Origin of the sequence: Allobosea sp., assembly GCF_035944895.1 — a bacterium.
Taxonomy (GTDB): domain Bacteria; phylum Pseudomonadota; class Alphaproteobacteria; order Rhizobiales; family Beijerinckiaceae; genus Allobosea.
The window spans coordinates 39,920-58,117 of record NZ_DASZAT010000002.1; the positions used below are offsets into that span (position 1 = coordinate 39,920).

The 18,198-nt window shown below is 67.3% G+C and carries 15 protein-coding genes; 4 read left to right on the top strand and 11 right to left on the bottom strand.

The window, feature by feature from the left end; genetic code table 11:
- Nucleotides 1-3 precede the first annotated feature (3 nt).
- From VGV58_RS00415 to VGV58_RS00435, 5 genes are all read right to left on the bottom strand, one after another.
- Nucleotides 4-282, bottom strand: coding sequence for a hypothetical protein (locus tag VGV58_RS00415; RefSeq protein WP_326871985.1), 279 nt, complete (start codon nucleotides 280-282; stop codon nucleotides 4-6).
- 112 nt (nucleotides 283-394) lie between these two features.
- Nucleotides 395-1,990: a transglycosylase SLT domain-containing protein gene (locus VGV58_RS00420; protein ID WP_326871986.1), complete on the bottom strand. Its 1,596-nt coding sequence runs from the start codon at nucleotides 1,988-1,990 to the stop codon at nucleotides 395-397.
- 67 nt (nucleotides 1,991-2,057) lie between these two features.
- The gene (locus VGV58_RS00425; RefSeq protein WP_326871987.1) at nucleotides 2,058-3,611 is read right to left on the bottom strand and encodes a methyltransferase domain-containing protein; all 1,554 of its coding nucleotides are present in this window, start codon (nucleotides 3,609-3,611) and stop codon (nucleotides 2,058-2,060) included.
- A 59-nt stretch (nucleotides 3,612-3,670) separates the two neighbouring features.
- Nucleotides 3,671-4,867, bottom strand: coding sequence for an OmpA family protein (locus tag VGV58_RS00430; RefSeq protein ID WP_326871988.1), 1,197 nt, complete (start codon nucleotides 4,865-4,867; stop codon nucleotides 3,671-3,673).
- 74 nt (nucleotides 4,868-4,941) lie between these two features.
- Nucleotides 4,942-6,462, bottom strand: coding sequence for a caspase family protein (locus tag VGV58_RS00435; RefSeq protein WP_326871989.1), 1,521 nt, complete (start codon nucleotides 6,460-6,462; stop codon nucleotides 4,942-4,944).
- Nucleotides 6,463-6,666: 204 nt separating this feature from the next.
- Here VGV58_RS00435 and VGV58_RS00440 point away from each other — a divergent pair, with 204 nt between their 5' ends.
- The 4 genes from VGV58_RS00440 (at nucleotide 6,667) to VGV58_RS00455 (ending at nucleotide 12,549) form a co-directional block, all read left to right on the top strand.
- Nucleotides 6,667-7,860 (top strand): DUF4399 domain-containing protein, encoded by a 1,194-nt coding sequence (locus VGV58_RS00440; protein ID WP_326871990.1) that lies wholly within the window; start codon nucleotides 6,667-6,669, stop codon nucleotides 7,858-7,860.
- The gene (locus tag VGV58_RS00445; protein ID WP_326871991.1) at nucleotides 7,857-8,315 is read left to right on the top strand and encodes a DUF4399 domain-containing protein; all 459 of its coding nucleotides are present in this window, start codon (nucleotides 7,857-7,859) and stop codon (nucleotides 8,313-8,315) included. Before VGV58_RS00440 ends, VGV58_RS00445 begins: the two co-directional genes overlap by 4 nt.
- Nucleotides 8,316-8,373: 58 nt before the next feature.
- On the top strand, nucleotides 8,374-10,128 hold the full coding sequence (locus VGV58_RS00450) for an SUMF1/EgtB/PvdO family nonheme iron enzyme (protein ID WP_326871992.1): 1,755 nt from the start codon (nucleotides 8,374-8,376) through the stop codon (nucleotides 10,126-10,128).
- A 192-nt stretch (nucleotides 10,129-10,320) separates the two neighbouring features.
- The gene (locus VGV58_RS00455; protein ID WP_326871993.1) at nucleotides 10,321-12,549 is read left to right on the top strand and encodes a caspase family protein; all 2,229 of its coding nucleotides are present in this window, start codon (nucleotides 10,321-10,323) and stop codon (nucleotides 12,547-12,549) included.
- Between the two features lie 74 nt (nucleotides 12,550-12,623).
- Here the strand turns inward: VGV58_RS00455 and VGV58_RS00460 are convergent, their stop codons facing one another.
- The 6 genes from VGV58_RS00460 to sufB all read right to left on the bottom strand — a co-directional run bounded on the left by VGV58_RS00460 (nucleotide 12,624) and on the right by sufB (nucleotide 18,174).
- Complete coding sequence (locus tag VGV58_RS00460) at nucleotides 12,624-12,962, bottom strand: SUF system Fe-S cluster assembly protein (RefSeq protein WP_326872131.1); 339 nt, start codon at nucleotides 12,960-12,962, stop codon at nucleotides 12,624-12,626.
- Between the two features lie 77 nt (nucleotides 12,963-13,039).
- Nucleotides 13,040-14,278, bottom strand: a complete 1,239-nt coding sequence (locus VGV58_RS00465; RefSeq protein ID WP_326871994.1) for a cysteine desulfurase — start codon at nucleotides 14,276-14,278, stop codon at nucleotides 13,040-13,042.
- A 1-nt stretch (nucleotide 14,279) separates the two neighbouring features.
- Nucleotides 14,280-14,489: a tautomerase family protein gene (locus tag VGV58_RS00470; protein ID WP_326871995.1), complete on the bottom strand. Its 210-nt coding sequence runs from the start codon at nucleotides 14,487-14,489 to the stop codon at nucleotides 14,280-14,282.
- The gene (locus tag VGV58_RS00475) at nucleotides 14,489-15,838 is read right to left on the bottom strand and encodes a SufB/SufD family protein (RefSeq protein WP_326871996.1); all 1,350 of its coding nucleotides are present in this window, start codon (nucleotides 15,836-15,838) and stop codon (nucleotides 14,489-14,491) included. The genes VGV58_RS00470 and VGV58_RS00475 overlap by 1 nt, the downstream gene beginning before the upstream one ends.
- Nucleotides 15,838-16,590 (bottom strand): Fe-S cluster assembly ATPase SufC, encoded by a 753-nt coding sequence (gene sufC, locus VGV58_RS00480; RefSeq protein ID WP_326871997.1) that lies wholly within the window; start codon nucleotides 16,588-16,590, stop codon nucleotides 15,838-15,840. The genes VGV58_RS00475 and sufC overlap by 1 nt, the downstream gene beginning before the upstream one ends.
- A gap of 111 nt (nucleotides 16,591-16,701) precedes the next feature.
- Nucleotides 16,702-18,174, bottom strand: coding sequence for a Fe-S cluster assembly protein SufB (gene sufB, locus VGV58_RS00485; RefSeq protein ID WP_326871998.1), 1,473 nt, complete (start codon nucleotides 18,172-18,174; stop codon nucleotides 16,702-16,704).
- Nucleotides 18,175-18,198 lie beyond the last annotated feature (24 nt).

Below are 18,198 nucleotides of genomic sequence, written 5' to 3' on the forward strand. Positions count from 1 at the left end.
CCATCAATCTTCGCGGTAGAGCTCGCCCCATTCGTCCTGCCAGAGCCCTTGCGTATCCTCGACGACGATCGGCGCCTTGATCTCGTTGGCCAGGCGCACCGCCGAGCGGAAGCCCTCGACCGGCTCGAGCTCGTCGCTGACGAAATCGTTGACCAGATGCCCAGCCGCCAGCTCCGCCGGGCAGGCGATGCGAGTGAAAGTCTTGCCGTCGCGCTGGCCGAGGCTCAGCGTGATGGCGTCGGGTTGCGGCTCATCGACCTGCTCGAACCGGTTCTTCGCCATCGTCGTCTCCTCGCCTCTAGGATGGGTCGATCATGGGCCATCGCCGCTATCGCGGCAAATTCGCTGCCCGCGATCGCTTTGGCCGGGCCTGGCCGGTATTCGCCTTCCGCATCTACTTCTTCTGCGGCTGCCGCGCCGGGGCGGTGGCAGGCCCGCCGCGCACCACCTTGTAGCGGTCGAGCCTGACCTTGATCATCTCGTCGAACTTCTTGTGCACCTCCGAGACCGAGAGCGTCTTGGTCTCGCCGCCGGACTGGGCATAGAAGATCGGCCGGTTGGCCTCGGCTGGCTTCGGCAGCAGCGCCGCGGCGCTGGCGCCGGGCGACTCCTCCATCGTCTCGATGAAAGTCTGCGCCGCATCTGGCCCGAGGAAATGGATCAGATAGATCTCGCCGCCGGTGAGATGGCGCCCCATCGCCTTCTCCAGCCGGAGCGTGTCGCGCTTCAGCATCTCTCCCGCCAGCAGCGCCGAGAGATAAGGTTCGCGCCGAAGGTCGAGGATGCGCTGGCGCTCATTGGCGTCGGCAATGACGAACTGCCGGCCATTGCGGGTGATCAGTGCCGCTTCCGCGACCATGCCGTGCTTGCGGCCGAACTCGAAGATCACGCCGAACCAGGTCTGCTCGATGAACTGGTAGAGCCCGGTCGCCGAGGAGGTCTTCGCCTTCACCTCCGTCGCGAACGAGGATTCCTTGTCGGCGACCGCCATCAGCAGGGTCGGGTCGGCGCCGACGACGCGCCCTGCCCTGACGATCATCTCGACCAGATGCCGGCGGATCTTGATCGGCCCGAAGGTCAGGACCTCGTTGGGGTCGCCGGTATAGTTGACCGGCGCCTGCGGCAGCTGGCTGCGCGGCGCCGCGGCCGGGGCGCCCGGCTTGCCCGGCAGGGTCGGCGGCACCAGGATGATGTTCGAGGGCGGCATCATCGGGATCGGCATCGCCGCCTGGTTCGGCATCTCCGCCGCGACCTGCTCCTTGATCGCCGCTAGCGAGGGATCGGCGTTCAGCGCGAACTGCGTCGCCTGCCTGGCCGCCTCGAGATCGCCCTCGACCGAGGACAGGATCAGCGACGGCCGGGTCGGCGCCTTCAGCGCTGGCGCCTCGACGCTCTCGATCGGCTCGAAGCCGCCGGTCACTTCGGTGGAGCCAGGCTTCAGCATCGCGACAGCGACGCCGCCAGCGATCGCCAGCACGAGCGCACCGCCCCCGACCAGGGAGACGAGCCGTAGCCGCGAGCTGCCATCGGCAACCGCGAATGGCACGCCGGCGGCGACATTGGTGGCGCTGGCGCCGCCGGCCACCGCCTTTTGCGCCAGCACCAGCCAGTCCGGCGGCTTGCCGTCCTTGCTGGCGGCCTCCCGCAAGTCGGCGATCATCCGGCGCGCCTGCTGGGCCGGGACGTCCGCATCGCGCTCCAGCGTCGTGGCCGCGCTACGCGCGCCCTGCTCGGTCAACGCCTTGAGCGCGAAGAACCACAACTGCAGCGAGATGCGCCGGCTCTCCAGCGGCGTGCCCTGGCAGGGCGAGACCAGGAAATTGCAATGCGGGCAGGCATAGGCGCGCAACTTCACCCGCGGCGCGAAGGCCGAGGTCTTGCCGCAGGCCGAGCAGGCCAGCGTCGTGCCGCCCCGCTGCGCCCGCATGATGGTTTCGAGGCAGGCATCCTCCTGGAATGCCGCCTGAAACTGCTTGAAGCGCTGCCCCATCCTTCACTACCGCTGCTGCCGCGCCTCGCCATACGCAGCCGGCGTGGCCTCGGCAAGCCTCGACATCTCAGCCTGCCAGCAGAGCCAGCCGCGCGACATCCTTCAAATGCATGTCGACCTCCGCCGCCGTCGCCTGCTTCGGCAGGGCCGGACCGCCTCGGCCCGACGCATGCGCTTCGCTCAGGAAGGCGTTGAGCTCGTCGAGCAGCATCGCCTGCGTGCGCGTCCCGTCGAGCAGGCTGACGAATTTGCGCACCACCACGCCGTCGAGCGCAACGGCCCGATGGCGCAGATCGGTGACTTCGTGGCTGGCCAGCGCCTGGCGCCGGGCCAGGCGGCTGGCGACCGGCCGCTCGCTGATCCGCGTCGCCAGCCGATGCGGCTCCAGGCCGACCTCGATCAGGCCGGCCCGGTAGATCGCGGTCAGCGCCTCGTTCAGGCGCTCGATCTCGCGTTCGCGATCGGAACCGCCCCCGGCCTCCTGCAACGCCAGGGCGACCAGCTCGTCATAGCGGATATTGCCCGGCCAGGTCCGGCCGAGTGCCCGCAAGGCCGCCTTGGCCGCCGGCAGGTCGACGGCAAGACGGATGCCATCGGCGAACAGGAAGCTCACAGCCCCCGGCCGCTTTTCATCCACCTTGTCCACTTCCTCCTGGACATTGGCGGCGAGATGATAGGGCGCGAAGCTGAAGCCGGCGAGGCCGCGATGCAGCGCGACATCGGCACGGCAGAGCAGGGTCTGGCGGAAGCAGCGGCCGATCAGCAGGTCGAGGGCCTGCTCCTGCCGCAGCGGCTCGGAGATCGGGATCGCGTTCAGCACCTGCTGGGCCGGCCCGCGCGCTCCGCCGAAATTGTTCGGGAAGGAGGTTTCGGCCAGGAATTGCAGCCCGTGGGGCTCTGCCGCCGCAAGGACTTCGTGCAGGGCGAAGGCGCGCGCGCCGGGGTTGAGATCGTCATGGTAGAGGACATTGTCCGGGATATCCTCGATCTGCTTGGCCCGCTCGCGCAGCGCCGCGCCATGGAAGGTCTCGGCATCGGTCGCCTCGGCGAAGCGCTTGATCGCCGCCCGCGCCACCCTGACCTTCTCGACGGGATCGTCGATCTCGCGCGTCTCGAACAGCATGACGTCGCGGGCGATGTCGCGCAGCCGGCAGCCCGGCAGGGCATTGTAGCTGACATAGGCGATGCCCTGCGGCGCCAGCAGCTCGCCGAAGAGCGCCATGATCCGCTCGCGCACCGGCTGCGGCACCCAGGAATAGACGCCGTGGACGAGGATGTAGTCGAACTGGCCGAGCTCCGTCGTCACGGCCATGATGTCGCGCTGCTCGAAGCTGACATTGCTCAGCCCCAGCTCCGCGGCCTCCGCCGTTGCGCGCGCGATCGCCCGGCCGCTCAGATCGATGCCAACGAGCTTGGCGCCGGGGCATTGCAGCGCCATCGGGATCAGATTGCCGCCGCTGCCGCAGCCGAGCTCCAGCACCCGCATCGTCGCGGTCGGCGCCGGGTTCATGCCATGGATATGCGCGATCGTCGCCAGATGCGCCGGGTGCGTCTGCGAGAAGGCGTGCCCGGGATAGGCGACCGCGTCATAAGGGTTCGTCGCCAAGTCTTTCATGGCCATGTCGTTCATCGAGAAATTCCGTCTATCCCGTTCGTATCGTTATGGATTTTTCGGCGCGATCAGCAGCCGATCACCTTGAACTCGACGCGGCGGTCAAGCGCGTCGCTGGCATCGTCCTTGCCAGTGCCGACCAGATTCTCGTTGAAGCCACGCCCGCTCGCGATCATGCGGCCACGGCTGTCGGGCGCTCCGGCCTGGAGCAGGTCCATCACATATTGCGCCCGCAGCACCGAGAGCCGCTCGTTGACCTGCGGCAGGCCGGTGCGCGAGGTGTGGCCGACGATCTCGATGCAAGCGCCCTTCTGCTGGGCGCGGGTCGCGATCTGGCTCAGCCACATCGGATAGGGCTCGGTGATCTGGGGATTGGCGATGAACTGCGTCGAGCCGGGCTGGAACAGCAGCTTGACCATCAGCTGGTTGCCGGAAAGGCCGCTGTCGACGAGATCGCCGAAGGCTTCGACTGCATCGTCCTTGCGCCCGAGCTTGCTGCTGGAGAGATAGGCGCCGATGCGGACGCGGTGCTGGTCGCCGCCCGGCAATGTCCGCGCCGTCCGGTAGAAGGCAAGCGCCTCGCGATAATGCCGCGCCTCGTATTCGAGGATGCCGTCATTGATCAGCGCCGCGACGTTGAGGCGCTCGGCATAGAGCGGATCGATCGCATCGCCGAGCTTCGTGCCCTGGCAGGTCTTGATATAGGCCTCGGTCGCCGGATCCTTCGACCACATCGGCGAGTCCCGGTAATAGGTCGTCGGCGTGACGTCGACGCCTTCCGGCTTGGCCCGGGCGACGCCCTTCGACACCACCCGCTTCGATTTCATGTCCAGCAGCGTCAGGCAGATCCGGTAGGCATCGCGTGCGCCCTTCGCATCCCCTGCATTGTTCACAGCGGTGAAGGTCCCGACCAGCACCGCCGGATTGCGCGCCAGTGCCTCGGCCGAGAACGGCTGCACCTGGAAGCGTGGATAGGATTTGCCGACCAGCTCGATCAGGCTCTGCTGCATCGAGCGTGTCGAGGTCGATTGTGCACCGGAGATGCCGTCGATCAGCGGGTCGATCACCAGCGGAATGCGCTCTCCCTGGACCTGCGCCTTGGAGAACAGGTCGTTGGCGGCCCGCTCCAGCGCCTGCGGAAACGGGATCGGTGTCGGAGCCGCCGCCGGGGCCGGGCTCGGAGCCGGCTGGGCTTGAGCCAGCGCTGCCGCCGGCGAAGCCAGCAGCCCCAGCAAGACCATGCAGGCGAGCGGAGAACGACGCATCGAAGCCCCCAATTGCATCCTGTCCGAGGCGATGTCTGGCCTTCGCCGGCTGCGAAGACCGCTTCGCAACCTTGTCAGCGGCAGTTCTTCGGGACGCTGCCGCCATCGCCGAGCTGGGCCCGCATCAGGGCGTCGGTGCAGTCGACCGTGCCGCCACCGCCCGGCCGGCGCTTGGTATTGCGCGGCTCAGGAGCAGCCTCGACGCCGCCGGTCAGGATGCCGGTCGACTTGCGGTCGAGCACGACGCGCGGCTGCTTGACCTCGCGCGGCTCCTGCCGCTGCGGGCGCGTGCCGGGAACCGCCGGCAGCAGCGGCTTCTGCGGAGCCGGCAATTCGGTCACGCCACCGGAATTCATCCGCGTCGCCACCGCCTTCTCGCGCTCCTCGCGCTCCTGCGACAGCTTGGCCTTCTCCGCTTCGAGCGCGGCGAGCTCCTGCTCCTTCTTAGCCAGTTCCTTGGCAAGACGGTCGCGCTCATTCGCATCGGCCTGCTTCGCCGGCGTCACCTCGCCCGGCTTCGGCACAGCGCGCTCGGTGTCGGCGGTCTTGCCGGCATCGCGACCGGCAAGGTCCGTCGCCGCCTTGGAACGGTCCTTCTCGGCCTGCTGGACACGGTCGAGCAGCGCCTTCTCCTTCGCGGCGAATTCCTGCTCGAGCTTCTCGCGCTCTCCCGTCGCAAGGCCACGGCGCTCGATCAGGTCGAGCCGGGTCTTGGCATCGACGGCGAAGAAGCTGGTCGGGAAGCGCTGGATGAAGGCCTTGATCTCGGCAACGTTGTCGCTGCTGCGCAGGCGCTTCCAGATGTCGGCGTCGGTCTCCTCGCGATTGAGGTAGAAATCGCCGAGCAGGGAAAGCGAGAGTTCCGGCGTCTGCTTGCCACCGGTGGAATCGTAGACCGCCTTCTGGACGCGGCGGAACATGGTCGCGATCTCGAGGCCGGGCTGCTGGATCTCCTGCACCAGCGCCGCCGTGAACGGGCTGTTGCGGCCGGCGCCGTCGGCAGCGACATCGTTGGCCTGCGTCGCATAGGCGGTCACCATGCCTTGCGCCTTCACGATCGGCGCGAGGCCGGAGCCGACCGACATGCTGCGCGTCGTCGACTTCTTCGACAATTGGGCGAGGAAGGGATTGTTGCGGCAGGCGTCGAGCACCATGATCTTGACGCCCTTGGCAAAGCCCAGTGCCGTCGTGACCTCGCTGAGCTTGACCGTCTCGTACTGAACCGAGACCTCGTCATCGATCTTGGCCTCGACCGGGACCAGGAAGTTCTCGCCGTTGAACTGGAAGCCGTGGCCGGCATAGTAGAACATCACCGCGTCGGCATCCTGCGCGAGGCGCGCGAAGCGTGACACGGCGGCATCCATGCCACGCTTGTCGAGATCGATGCCATCGACCACCTCGAAGCCGACCTTGCGCAGCGCGTCGGCCGTGTCGCGCGCATCGTTCGGCGTATTGGGCAAAGCGGGCGCGTTCTTGTAGGCAGAGTTGCCGATCACCAAAGCGACGCGGCGCTCCTGCGTCTGCGCCAGCGCCGGCATTGCGACGAGCTGGGCAAGAAGAGCGATCAGTGCACAAAATCTGACGGCTACGATCATGGCACCATTCCCTGCGTCACCCTAAAGAAAGTGACCCTGAAAATCCAGACTTATCCGCCTGTCGTGACAGGCGGTTTGCTTGCTCCCGACCCGGCCCGCTGCTAACTTTACGGCCGTTACGCGCCGCGAGGAAGAGCGCCGATGCGGGGGCTTCGACTTAAGCTCATTGTCGGGGTTACGGCTGTTTTCGCCGCCTCCATCTCCATGGGCTTCGCACAGGAGCGCGTCCGGGCGCGCAGCCCCGCCCCCGCAGGCGCGAAGCTCTCCTTCATCGATCTGCAGAACAATGCCCGCATTCCCGGCAAGGCGACGATCCGCTTCGCCATCTCAGGCATGGAGATCGCGCCGGCCGGCACGGCACGCCGCAACACCGGCCATCACCATCTGCTGATCGATACCGAGCTGCCGCCGCTCGGACAGCCGATCCCGAGCGATTTCAACCACCTGCATTTCGGCGGCGGCCAGAGCGAGGCCGAAATCCTGCTTTCGCCCGGCCGCCATACGCTCCAGCTCCTCTTCGCCGACCACGACCATGTTCCGCACGACCCACCGGTGATCTCGGAGAAGATCACCGTCGAGGTCATGGCCGCGCCGGAGGAGAAACCGCGAACGGCCGCGGCGCCCAATGCCAAGGTCTTCTTCCTCGGCCTGCAGGACGGCGCCGTGATCCCGCCGCGCTCGCTCGTCCGTTTCGGCCAGGAGAACATCGCGATCGTCCCTGCCGGCACCAGGCAGGACAACGCCGGCCATCACCATCTCCTGATCGATACCGACTTGCCGCCGCTCGATCGCGAGATCCCCAGCGATTTCAATCATCTGCATTTCGGCCGCGGCCAGACGGAAGCCGAGCTCACCTTGCCGCCCGGCGAGCACACGCTCCAGCTCCTCTTCGCCGACCATGAGCATGTCCCGCACGATCCGCCGGTGATGTCGCAGAAGATCCGGGTGCGGGTGCAGCAGGCGTCGGTTACGGCCCCGGCCACCGCTGCACCTCCGCCTGCCCGCTCAGCCTCAGGCCGGACGCCGGCGCCCAACGACGCCGCGGTCTATTTCATCTATCCGCGCGACGGCACGCGCATCTTCGCGACCTCGACCATCCGCTTCGGCCTGCGCAATATGGGCGTCGCCCCGGCCGGCATCGCCAGGCCCAACACCGGCCACCACCACCTGCTGATCGACGTGCCGACGCCGCCGCTCGACGCCGCCATCCCGGCCGATCTCAACCACATCCATCTCGGCAACGGCCAGACCGAGCGCAAGATCACGCTGCCACCGGGCGAGCATACGCTGCAACTCATCCTCGGCGACGACCAGCACGTCCCGCACGATCCGCCGATCATGTCCGAGCGCATCACCGTCTATATCGGCGCTCCCGCCAAGCGGAGGGCACGCCGATGACTGCCCTGACCAAGCGACTGGCCATGGTCAGGCCAGGCCTCGCACTGCTCGCCGCGCTTCTTCTCGCTCCTTCGCTGCTCAGCGCCCAGACCGCGAGTCCGCGCCAGCCGGCTCCGCGCAACGCCATGGTCTATTTCCATTACCCGCTCGACGGCCTGCGCGTGCCCGAGCGCTTCACCGTGCGGATCGGGCTGAAGGAGATGGGCGTCGCCCCTGCCGGCATCGACAGGCCCGGCACTGGCCATCACCACCTGCTGATCGATACCGATCCCGGCCCACCTGACCAGCCGATCCCGTCCGACTACAACAATATCCATCTCGGCAACGGGCAGACCGAAGTGGTGGTCACGCTGCCCAAGGGGACGCATACGCTGCAATTGCTGCTCGGCGATCACACGCACACGCCGCATCGGCCGCCGGTTATGTCTCAGAAGATCACAGTCTACGTCAGATGAGGGATCAAGCGGCGCGGCCGCACCGCCAAGCGAAAGGCCGCAGCGAAGGATGAACGCCATGTCATGGTATCGTTGCCTCGCCGCCGCCGTGCTGGCCCTGCTCGCACCGTTTGCTCCGGCCCTCGCCCAGGGCGGCGACGGCCAGCCGCCGCGCATCGCCCTGGTCGTCGGCAATGCCGCCTATCGCGCGGCGCCCTTGGCCAACGCCGCCGTCGACGCCCGCGCCGTCGCCGATGTGCTGCGCCAGGGCGAGTTCGACCTCGTCAGCATCGAGAACGCCGACCGGCCCGCACTGGACAACGCGATCGCGACCTTCCGCGGCAAGCTCGCGCGCGGCGCCCAGATCGTCGTCTTCTACTCCGGGCACGCCGTGCAGTCGCGCGGCCGCAACTTCCTCGTCCCGGTCGACGCCGCGCCGCGCGGCCCGGCCGAGGTCGCACGCGACACCATCGACCTCGACCAGTTGCTCGATGCGCTGATCGTCAGCCGGCCGGCAAGTGCTGTGGTCGTGCTCGACGCGGCGCGCGACAATCCCTGGCAGGCCGGGCTCGGCGGCGGCAAGGGGCTCGCCCCCATCGAGCGGATCGAGACGGTCGCGATCATGGCGCCGGCGGCGCCGGGAAGGACCGTGGCCGAGACGCAAGGCCGCACCGATCCCGCGATCGACGAATGGCTGAAGGCGATCCGCACGCCAGGGCTCGACATGACGACGGCCCTGACCCGCACGCGCGACGCCGTCAGCCGCGCGACACGGCGCTCGCAGCAGCTCTGGCTGTCCTCGATGCCCCCGGCCGGCCTCATCGTCACGCCGATCGGCCGGCCGGTCGCCACCGCCCTCAACACCACCCGCGCCATCACCACCGCGCCACCGCCTCCCGGCCCGCAATCCGACCAGCTCGGCCCCTACGAGCTCTCCTTCTGGGAGACCATCAAGGACAGCCGGAATCCGGACGAATACCGCGCCTATCTCGACGCCTATCCGAACGGCCGCTTCGCCGGGCTCGCCCGCACCCGCGAGCAGTCGCTCAGGGCCCAGCGGACGGCAGCGACGCAGCCACCCGCGCCATCCTCTGCCCCGGCCCCCGCAAGCGCCACGCAAGCCCGGACCATGCGCGATTGCGATGACTGCCCTGAACTCTCCCTGATCCCGGCCGGCAGCTTCGAGATGGGCTCGAACGAGATGTTCGAGTTCGAGAAGCCGGTGCACGCCGTCACCATCGCTCGCCCGTTCTATCTCGGCACCGACGAGGTCACCTTCGCGCAATGGGATGCCTGCGTCGCCGAGGGCGGCTGCAGCCATCGTCCGAGCGACCGTAATCTCGGCCGCGGCAAGCGCCCGGTCACCGACATTCACTGGAACGACGCCAACGCCTATCTCGTCTGGCTGTCCTACAAGACCGGGCGCAAATACCGGCTGCCGACCGAGGCGGAATGGGAATACGCCGCCCGGGCCGGCACGACGACCAGCTATCCCTGGGGCAGTTCGGCCGACAAGGAGATGGCCAACTGCCTCGGCTGCAACGCGCAGCCGCGCCGGCAGGCGAGCGAGGTCGGCCAGTTCCCGCCGAACCGCTTCGGCCTGCGCGACATGGCCGGGAACGCCGCCGAATGGGTCGCCGACTGCTGGAGCGAGAATTATCGCGCTGTGCCCCGCGACGGCAGCGCCTACGCGCCTGCCGGCTGCCGCGAACGCGTGCTCCGCGGCGGCTCCTTCAACAACGACCCGCGCTATCTGCGCTCAGCGGCTCGCTTCAAATACGAGAGCGATGTGCGCTTCTATACCAACGGTTTCCGCGTCCTCCGTGAACCCTGACCCGGCGCGGCGCAGCGGATCGAGCGCTGAGCCGGTGGCAATTTGCTCACAGAGTCGAAACGAAGGCCGCCAGGCGGCAATTTGTTGTTCTCATAATAACCGCATCGCCGCTAATCTCTGCCTTGCTAAGGGTAAGCGTAAGAGACGAATCAGCAGCGGCTGAGCTCCGGGCCAGGCCGCCGAGGAGGCGCCATGCGGACTGGCCTGCGGCTATCCATCTGCGTCCTGTTGGCGCTCGTCGCCATCGCAAGCGCCCTCGCTCTCGCAATATCGCCTGCCATGGCCCAGCAAAGGCGCTTCGCCTTCGTCATGGGCAATGGCGCCTACCAGAACATCGCCAAGCTGCCAAACGCCCTGAATGACGCCAACGCGACGCGCGCCATGCTGCAGGAGGCCGGCTTCGACGTCACCGCCGCGACCGACCTCTCGCTCGCTGGCCTGCGCAGCGCGCTCGACGTCTTCGTCGAGAAGGTGAAGCAGGGCGGCGCAGGCGCGACCGCCCTCGTCTACTATGCCGGCCACGCCGTGCAGCTCGACGGCGCCAACTACATCCTGCCGACGGATGTCCGCGTGGAAACCTCCGCGAACATCCCGAACCAGTCGCTCTCGCTCACCGAGATCCTGCGCAAGCTCGACGCTGCCGGCGCCAGGTCGAAGATCGCGATCCTCGACGCCTGCCGCAACAACCCCTTCGCCGCGCGCGAATTGTCGCGCGGGCTGGCGCTCCAGATGGTCGACGGCGCCAACGAGGGCATTCGCAGCGAAGCCGGCCTCGCTCGCGTCGATTCCAGCAGCGGCACCTTTGTCGCCTTCGCGACCTCGCCTGGCTCGACGGCGGCCGACGGCACCGGCGCCAACAGCCCGTTCACCACCGCCTTCCTGCGCGAGGCGCGCGAGCCGGGGCTGCCGATCGAGCAGGTCTTCCGCCGCATCCGCCTGGCCGTCTACGACGCCACCAGCGGCATCCAGATCCCCTGGGACACCTCTTCGCTGATCACCGATGTCAGCTTCTTCCAGCGCGCGGCCGGCTCCGCCCCGGCACAGCCGGCAGGCGCTCCCGTAGCCGCCGGCGCCGTCCCGCTCGCGGCTCGCCCGACCGCAGCGACGCTGCGCGCCATGGCGCCCGCGGACGCCTATCGCACCGCCATCGCCTGGGACCGCCGCGACATCTATCGGAGCGCCCTTGCCATCAACCCGGACGACCAGAGTGCGCTGAGGCTGCATCGCATCCTGGCGCAACGGATCGAGGAGACGGCCTGGGCCGAGACAGTGCTCGCCGGCGATGCCGAATCCTTCAAACTCTTCGCCCGCCTCTATCCGGGCTCGCAGCATGAGAACGAGGCGCTGCGCCTGGCCGCGAGCGCGCCGAGCCGCAACCGCGTCCAGGTCGCGCAGACCTGCCCGGTCTGCCCGGCTCTCCAGCCGCAGCCGCGCGTCCGCCGCGCCGACTACACGCCGCGCTCGCCTTCGCCCAACCGGCCGGGCGCGCCACGACAGCCACGCCCCGTCCAGTCGGCACCGGCCGTTTATGCGCCGCCCCTTCCCGTCATCCTGCCGACCCAGCCGCGCTGGACCGGCTTCTATGTCGGCGGTTCGCTCGGCGGCGGACAGCAAAGCGGGCGCACGACGGTCAACGGACCCTATGGCACCCCGTCGGTGACGCCGACGACCACGACAACCAACACGACGAACACGACCACGACCACGACGACATCAACGACGACGTCGACGACTGTCGATCTGGGTTCCACCACGACCACGACGACAACCACGACAACAACCGCCACCACGGCCAACGCGACCGACACCACGGCCACCACGGTGGCCGGGACGCCGACGCTCGCGCCCTGGGCGATCAACCCCTCGGCAGTCCCCCGCAGCCTGACACCAGATGGCGCCGGCGCGGTCGGCGGCGCTCAGTTCGGCTTCAACTACCAGATGGGCATGGTCGTGATCGGCGCCGAAGCCGACCTCTCGGCCACGAACCTCGGCGGCAGCAAGAGCACGTCCGTCAATCCCGGCACGCAGTTCACCACCCGCTCCAGCAACGAGCTCTCGATGTTGGGCACGGTGCGGGTGCGCGCCGGCGTCGTGCTCGGGGACTTCCTGATCTACGGCACCGGCGGCTACGCCTACGGCCTCGTCGACCAGAAGGGCTCGATCACGCCCGACAACCTGCAGACCACCTCGGCGGCCAGCGGCTCGCGCTCCGGCATCCTCAGCGGCTGGGCGCTCGGCGGCGGCGTCGAATATGCGATGGCGCCCGGCATGACGGTCCGGCTCGACTACACCCACTACGAACTCGGCCAGAAGCGGATGATGCTGCGCGACTTCACCGGGCTGGCGCCCAATCAGTACGCGACGATGCGGACCCGCACCGCCGGCGATATCGTCAGGGCCGGCTTCAATTTCGGCTTCTGACCGACAGCGCTCATGAAAAAGGCCGCTGCTGGGCAGCGGCCTTCATTCGGTCTCGGGGGCTTGTCCGGCCCGGCTCACCACATGTCGAGCGCGACACGGGCCTCGTCAGACATGCGCGACTGATCCCAGGGCGGATCGAAGGTCATGTTGACCGTCACGCCCGAGACGCCGGGCACGGCACCGACCGCGTTCTCGACCCAGCCCGGCATCTCGCCGGCGACCGGGCAGCCCGGCGCGGTCAGCGTCATGTCGATCGCCACCTGCCGGTCATCGGAGATGTCGACGCGGTAGATGAGGCCGAGCTCGTAGATGTCGGACGGAATCTCCGGATCGTAGACGGTCTTCAGCGCCGCGATGATATCGTCGGTCAGCCGGTCGATCTCCTCCGGCGGCAGGCCGGAACTCGCGCCCATGGTCGGTGCGTTCGGCTTGATGTCTTCGGCAACGGTCTCGGTCATCGCAAATCGTCCGTTCGGCGTAAGGGGGAGCGTCAGGAGAACAGCTCTTCCGCCTTGCGCAGGGCTTCCACCAATATATCGACTTCCTCAAGCGTATTGTAGAGGCCGAAGGACGCACGGCAGGTCGAGGTCACGCCATAGCGGGCGAGCAGCGGCATGGCGCAATGCGTGCCCGCCCTGACCGCGACGCCGGCCCGGTCGATCACCGTCGCCACGTCATGGGCATGCGCGCCGGCAAGCTCGAAGGCGATGATCGCGCCCTTCTCCTTCGCCTTGCCGAAGATGCGGATCGAGTTCATCTGCCCGAGCCGCTCCATCGCATAGGCGTTGAGCCTGGCTTCGTGCGCGGCGATGTTCTCGCGGCCCAGCGCCATCATGTAATCGAGCGCGGCGCCGAGGCCCACCGCCTCGACGATCGCCGGCGTGCCGGCCTCGAAGCGGTGCGGCGGGTCGTTATAGGTGATCGCATCCTCGCTGACGGTCGCGATCATCTCGCCACCGCCTTCATAGGGCGGCAGCTTCTCCAACCATTCGCGCTTGCCCCAGAGGATGCCGGAGCCGGTCGGCCCATAGGTCTTGTGGCCGGTGAAGGCATAGAAATCGCAGCCTAGCGCCTGCACGTCGACCGGCAGGTGCACCGCCCCCTGCGAGCCGTCGACGACCAGCGGGATGCGATAGGCCTGGCAGATCTTCGCAACCTCGGCGATCGGGACGATGGTGCCGATCGCGTTCGACATATGCGTCAGCGCCACCACCTTGGTGCGCGGCGTGATCAGCTTCTCGAATTCCTCGATGAGGAAATTGCCATCCTCGTCGACGGGGGCCCATTTGATCACGGCGCCGTGGCGTTCGCGCCAGTAGTGCCAGGGCACGATGTTGGAATGGTGCTCCAGGAGCGAGAGGATGATCTCGTCGCCTTCCTGGATCTTGAGGTACTGCCCGAGCGAGGAGGCGACGGTGTTGAGCGCCCCGGTCGAGGAGCGGGTGAACAGCACCTCCTCGATATGCGCGGCGTTGAGGAAGAGCCGGGCGCTCTCGCGCGCCGCCTCATAGGCCTCGGTCGAAGCGTTGGCGAGGTAGTGCAGGCCGCGATGGACGTTGGCGTAGTCTTCGCGCATCAGCCGCGTCATCGCCTCGATCACCGCCTCGGGCTTCTGAGCCGAGGCGGCGTTGTCGAGATAGACCAGCGGCTTGCCGTAAACCTGGCGCGAGAGGATCGCGAAGTCCTTGCGGATCGTCTCGACGTCGTATGGCTTCGCGATCGCGTTCATCTCAGGCCTTTCCGGCGGGCTCGGTGGGCCGATCGGCAACGAGGATGCCGGCATGCCCCCAATCCTCGCGCTCGATCTCCTGGATCACGATATGGGTGGCCTGCGGGTTCTTGCCGAGCACGCGGACCAGCGTCTGCGTGAATTCCTTGACGATCTCGGCCTTCTGCGCGCGGGTCGCGCCCTTGGTGATCTGCAGGTTGACGTAAGGCATCAGGCGGCTCCGGGCTTGGGTGCACCTTCGCGCTGGCCGAGCCAGCAATCGATCTCGCGGCCGACGATCTCGCGCACGCCCTCGTCGCCGACCATGTCGGAGACCTCGCCGACGAAGGCGGCGAGCACCAGCGCCTCGGCCTGCGGCCGCGGCAGGCCGCGCGCCATCAGGTAGAAGAGCTGCTCGCCGTCGATCTGCGCCACGGTCGCGCCATGGCCGCAGACCACGTCGTCGGCGAAGATCTCGAGCTCCGGCTTGTTGAACATGGTCGCGCCGTCGTTCAGCAGCAGCGCATGGCTCTTCATGCTGCCATCGACCTTCTGCGAATGCTGACGGACGATGACCTTGCCCTGGAAGACGCCGGTGCCTTCGCCCTCCGCGATGGTCTTGAACAGCTCGCGGCTCTCGCCATGGGCCGCCGCATGGTCCATCACCAGCGTGACATCGGAATGCTCCTGCTTGCGCAAGAGGTTGATGCCGCGCAGGCCCGCGCGGCTGTGCTCGCCGCCATAGCGCAGGAAACTCTGCTGGCGCAGCACGCCACAGTTCACGGCGACCGCGACGGAATCGAAGGCGGCATGGCCGCCGAGCTCGACCAGCAGCGACTGCACCTGAACGGTCTCGGCGCGCTGGCGCGAGACCATGCGCACATGCTCGACCTCGGCACCCTCGCCGATGACGAAGGAGGTGGCATGGTTGATCTGCACCGGCGCTGCGCCGACGCTCTCCTGCAGCTCGACCACGGTGACCTTGGCGCCGGCACCGATCCTGACCAGCGAGCGCGAGACGATCGAGGCTTCGCTCGCACCGGTACCGAGCGCCAGCAGGACGATCGGCTGGTCGAGCTCGGTGCCATCAGCGACCTCGATCACCACGCCGTCCTGGGCGAAGGCGGCGTTGAGCATCAGCGCGCCGTCGTCGCGGGCAACCTCCGGCACAGCGAAGGCCGCGGCGATCTCGTCCGGGCTCTCGGTCAGCGCCTCGGCCAGGCTGCGCGCCGTGATGCCGGCGGGCAGGCCCTGCAGATCGGAATCGGCAGCGCTGAACACGCCGTCGATGGTGACGAAGCGCCGGCCGGCGATGGTCTGCAGCGCCAGCCGGTCGGCGATCGCCTGCGGCCGCGCCGGACGGCGGACCAGCGGCTTTGCCTCGCGCCAGAGCGCGCGCAGATCGGTATAGCGCCAGGATTCGAGCCGGCGATGCGGCAGGCCCTTGGCCTCGAAGCCGGCGAAGGCATCCTCACGGACCTTGCGCATCGCGCCGGCGCCAGGCAATTCAGCCTTGATATTGGCAAACTGCTCGACGAGCTGCTGCTCGGCCGCGGTCTTGAGCGGGGTGATGATCGCCATCACGCAGCCTCGCCATAGGAGGCATAGCCGCTCTTCTCGAGCTCGAGCGCCAGCTCCTTGCCGCCGGTCCTGACGATCCTGCCCTTCGACATCACATGCACGGTGTCAGGCACGATATGGTCGAGCAGGCGCTGATAATGGGTGATGACCAGGAAGCCGCGGTTCTGGGCGCGCAGCGCGTTGACGCCGTCGGCGACGATGCGCAGGGCGTCGATGTCGAGGCCGGAATCGGTCTCGTCGAGGATGCACATCGACGGCGACAGCAGCGCCATCTGCAGGATCTCCATGCGCTTCTTCTCGCCACCGGAGAAGCCGACATTGAGGGGCCGGCGCAGCATCTCGCGGTCGATGCCGAGCTTGTCGGCGGCGCCGTTGACCTGCTTGATGAAGTCCGGGGTCAGCAATTCGGCCTCGCCGCGCGCCTTGCGCTGCGCATTCATCGCCGCCTTGAGGAAGGTCATGGTGGCGACGCCGGGGATCTCCAGCGGGTACTGGAAGGCGAGGAAGATGCCGGCGGCAGCGCGGGCATCGGCCTCCATCTCCAGCAGGTTCTCGCCATTGAGCAGGATCTCGCCGTCGAGGACCTCGTAGTCCTCCTTGCCGGCGATGACATAGGACAGCGTCGACTTGCCGGAGCCGTTCGGCCCCATGATCGCAGCGACTTCGCCGGCGTTCACGGTGAGATTGAGACCGTTGAGGATCTGCTTGTCCTCGTCGGCGATCTTGACGACCAGATTGCGAATTTCGAGCATCGTTCAGTTCCGATTTCCTGCCGCGTGAGGCTCAGCCCGTGCCGACCGTCCACGACATGTGAATTGCAAAGAAAAGGCGTTCTGGCCGGGACGAGCCCGACCATGACGGGCTCAGCCGACCGAGCCTTCCAGCGAAATGGTGATCAGCTTCTGCGCTTCGACGGCGAACTCCATCGGGAGCTGCTGCAGCACCTCCTTGACGAAGCCGTTGACGATCAGCGCCACCGCCTCCTCCTCGGAGAGGCCGCGCTGCTGGCAGTAGAACATCTGGTCCTCGCCGATCTTCGACGTGGTCGCCTCATGCTCGAAGATCGCGGTGGAGGTCTTGGCCTCGATATAGGGGATGGTGTGGGCGCCGCACTGGTCGCCGATCAGCAGCGAGTCGCAATTGGTGAAGTTGCGCGCGCCGGTCGCCTTGCGGTGAGCCGAGACCATGCCGCGATAGGTCGAGTCGGATTTGCCGGCCGCGATGCCCTTGGCGATGATCTTCGAGGTCGTGTTCTTGCCGAGATGCAGCATCTTGGTGCCGCTATCGACCTGCTGGGCGCCGTTCGAAACCGCGATCGAGTAGAACTCGCCGCGCGAGCCGTCGCCGCGCAGGATACAGGACGGGTACTTCCAGGTGATCGCCGAGCCGGTCTCGACCTGCGTCCACGAGATCTTCGAGTTCTTGCCGCGGCAATCACCGCGCTTGGTCACGAAGTTGTAGATGCCGCCCTTGCCCTCGGCGTCGCCGGGGAACCAGTTCTGAACGGTCGAGTACTTGATCTCGGCATCGTCGAGCGCGATCAGCTCGACCACCGCCGCATGCAGCTGGTTCTCGTCGCGCTTGGGCGCCGTGCAGCCTTCGAGATAGCTCACATAGGAGCCCTCGTCGGCGATGATCAGCGTGCGCTCGAACTGGCCGGTGTTCTGCTCGTTGATGCGGAAATAGGTCGACAGCTCCATCGGGCAGCGCACGCCCTTGGGGATGTAGACGAAGGAGCCGTCGGTGAAGACCGCGCTGTTCAGCGTGGCGAAGTAGTTGTCGGTCACCGGCACGACGGTGGCGAGGTACTTCTTCACCAGCTCGGGATGCTCGCGGATCGCCTCCGAGATCGAGCAGAAGATCACGCCGGCCTTGGCGAGCTCATCCTTGAAGGTGGTGACGACCGAGACCGAGTCGAACACGGCATCGACCGCGACCCGGTTCTCAGGCGCGACGCCGGCCAGGATCTCCTGCTCGCGCAGCGGGATACCGAGCTTCTTGTAGGTCTCCAGGATCGCCGGATCGACCTCGTCGAGCGACTTCGGGTCGGCGCCCTTCTTCGGCGCGGCGTAGTAGTAGATGTCCTGGTAGTTGATCGGCGGATAGTTGACACGTGACCAGGTCGGCTCGGTCATGGTCTTCCAGCGCCGGAAGGCGTCGAGCCGCCATTCCAGCATCCATTCCGGCTCGTTCTTGCGGGCCGAGATGTAGCGGACCGTGTCCTCGGTCAGGCCCTTGGCCGGCTTGTCGACCTCGAGCTCCGTGACGAAGCCGTATTTGTACTCGGTCACGTCGATCGACTTGACCTGATCAATGGTCTCCTGGACCGCTGCCATGTCTACTCTCCAGTCGCGGGTTCA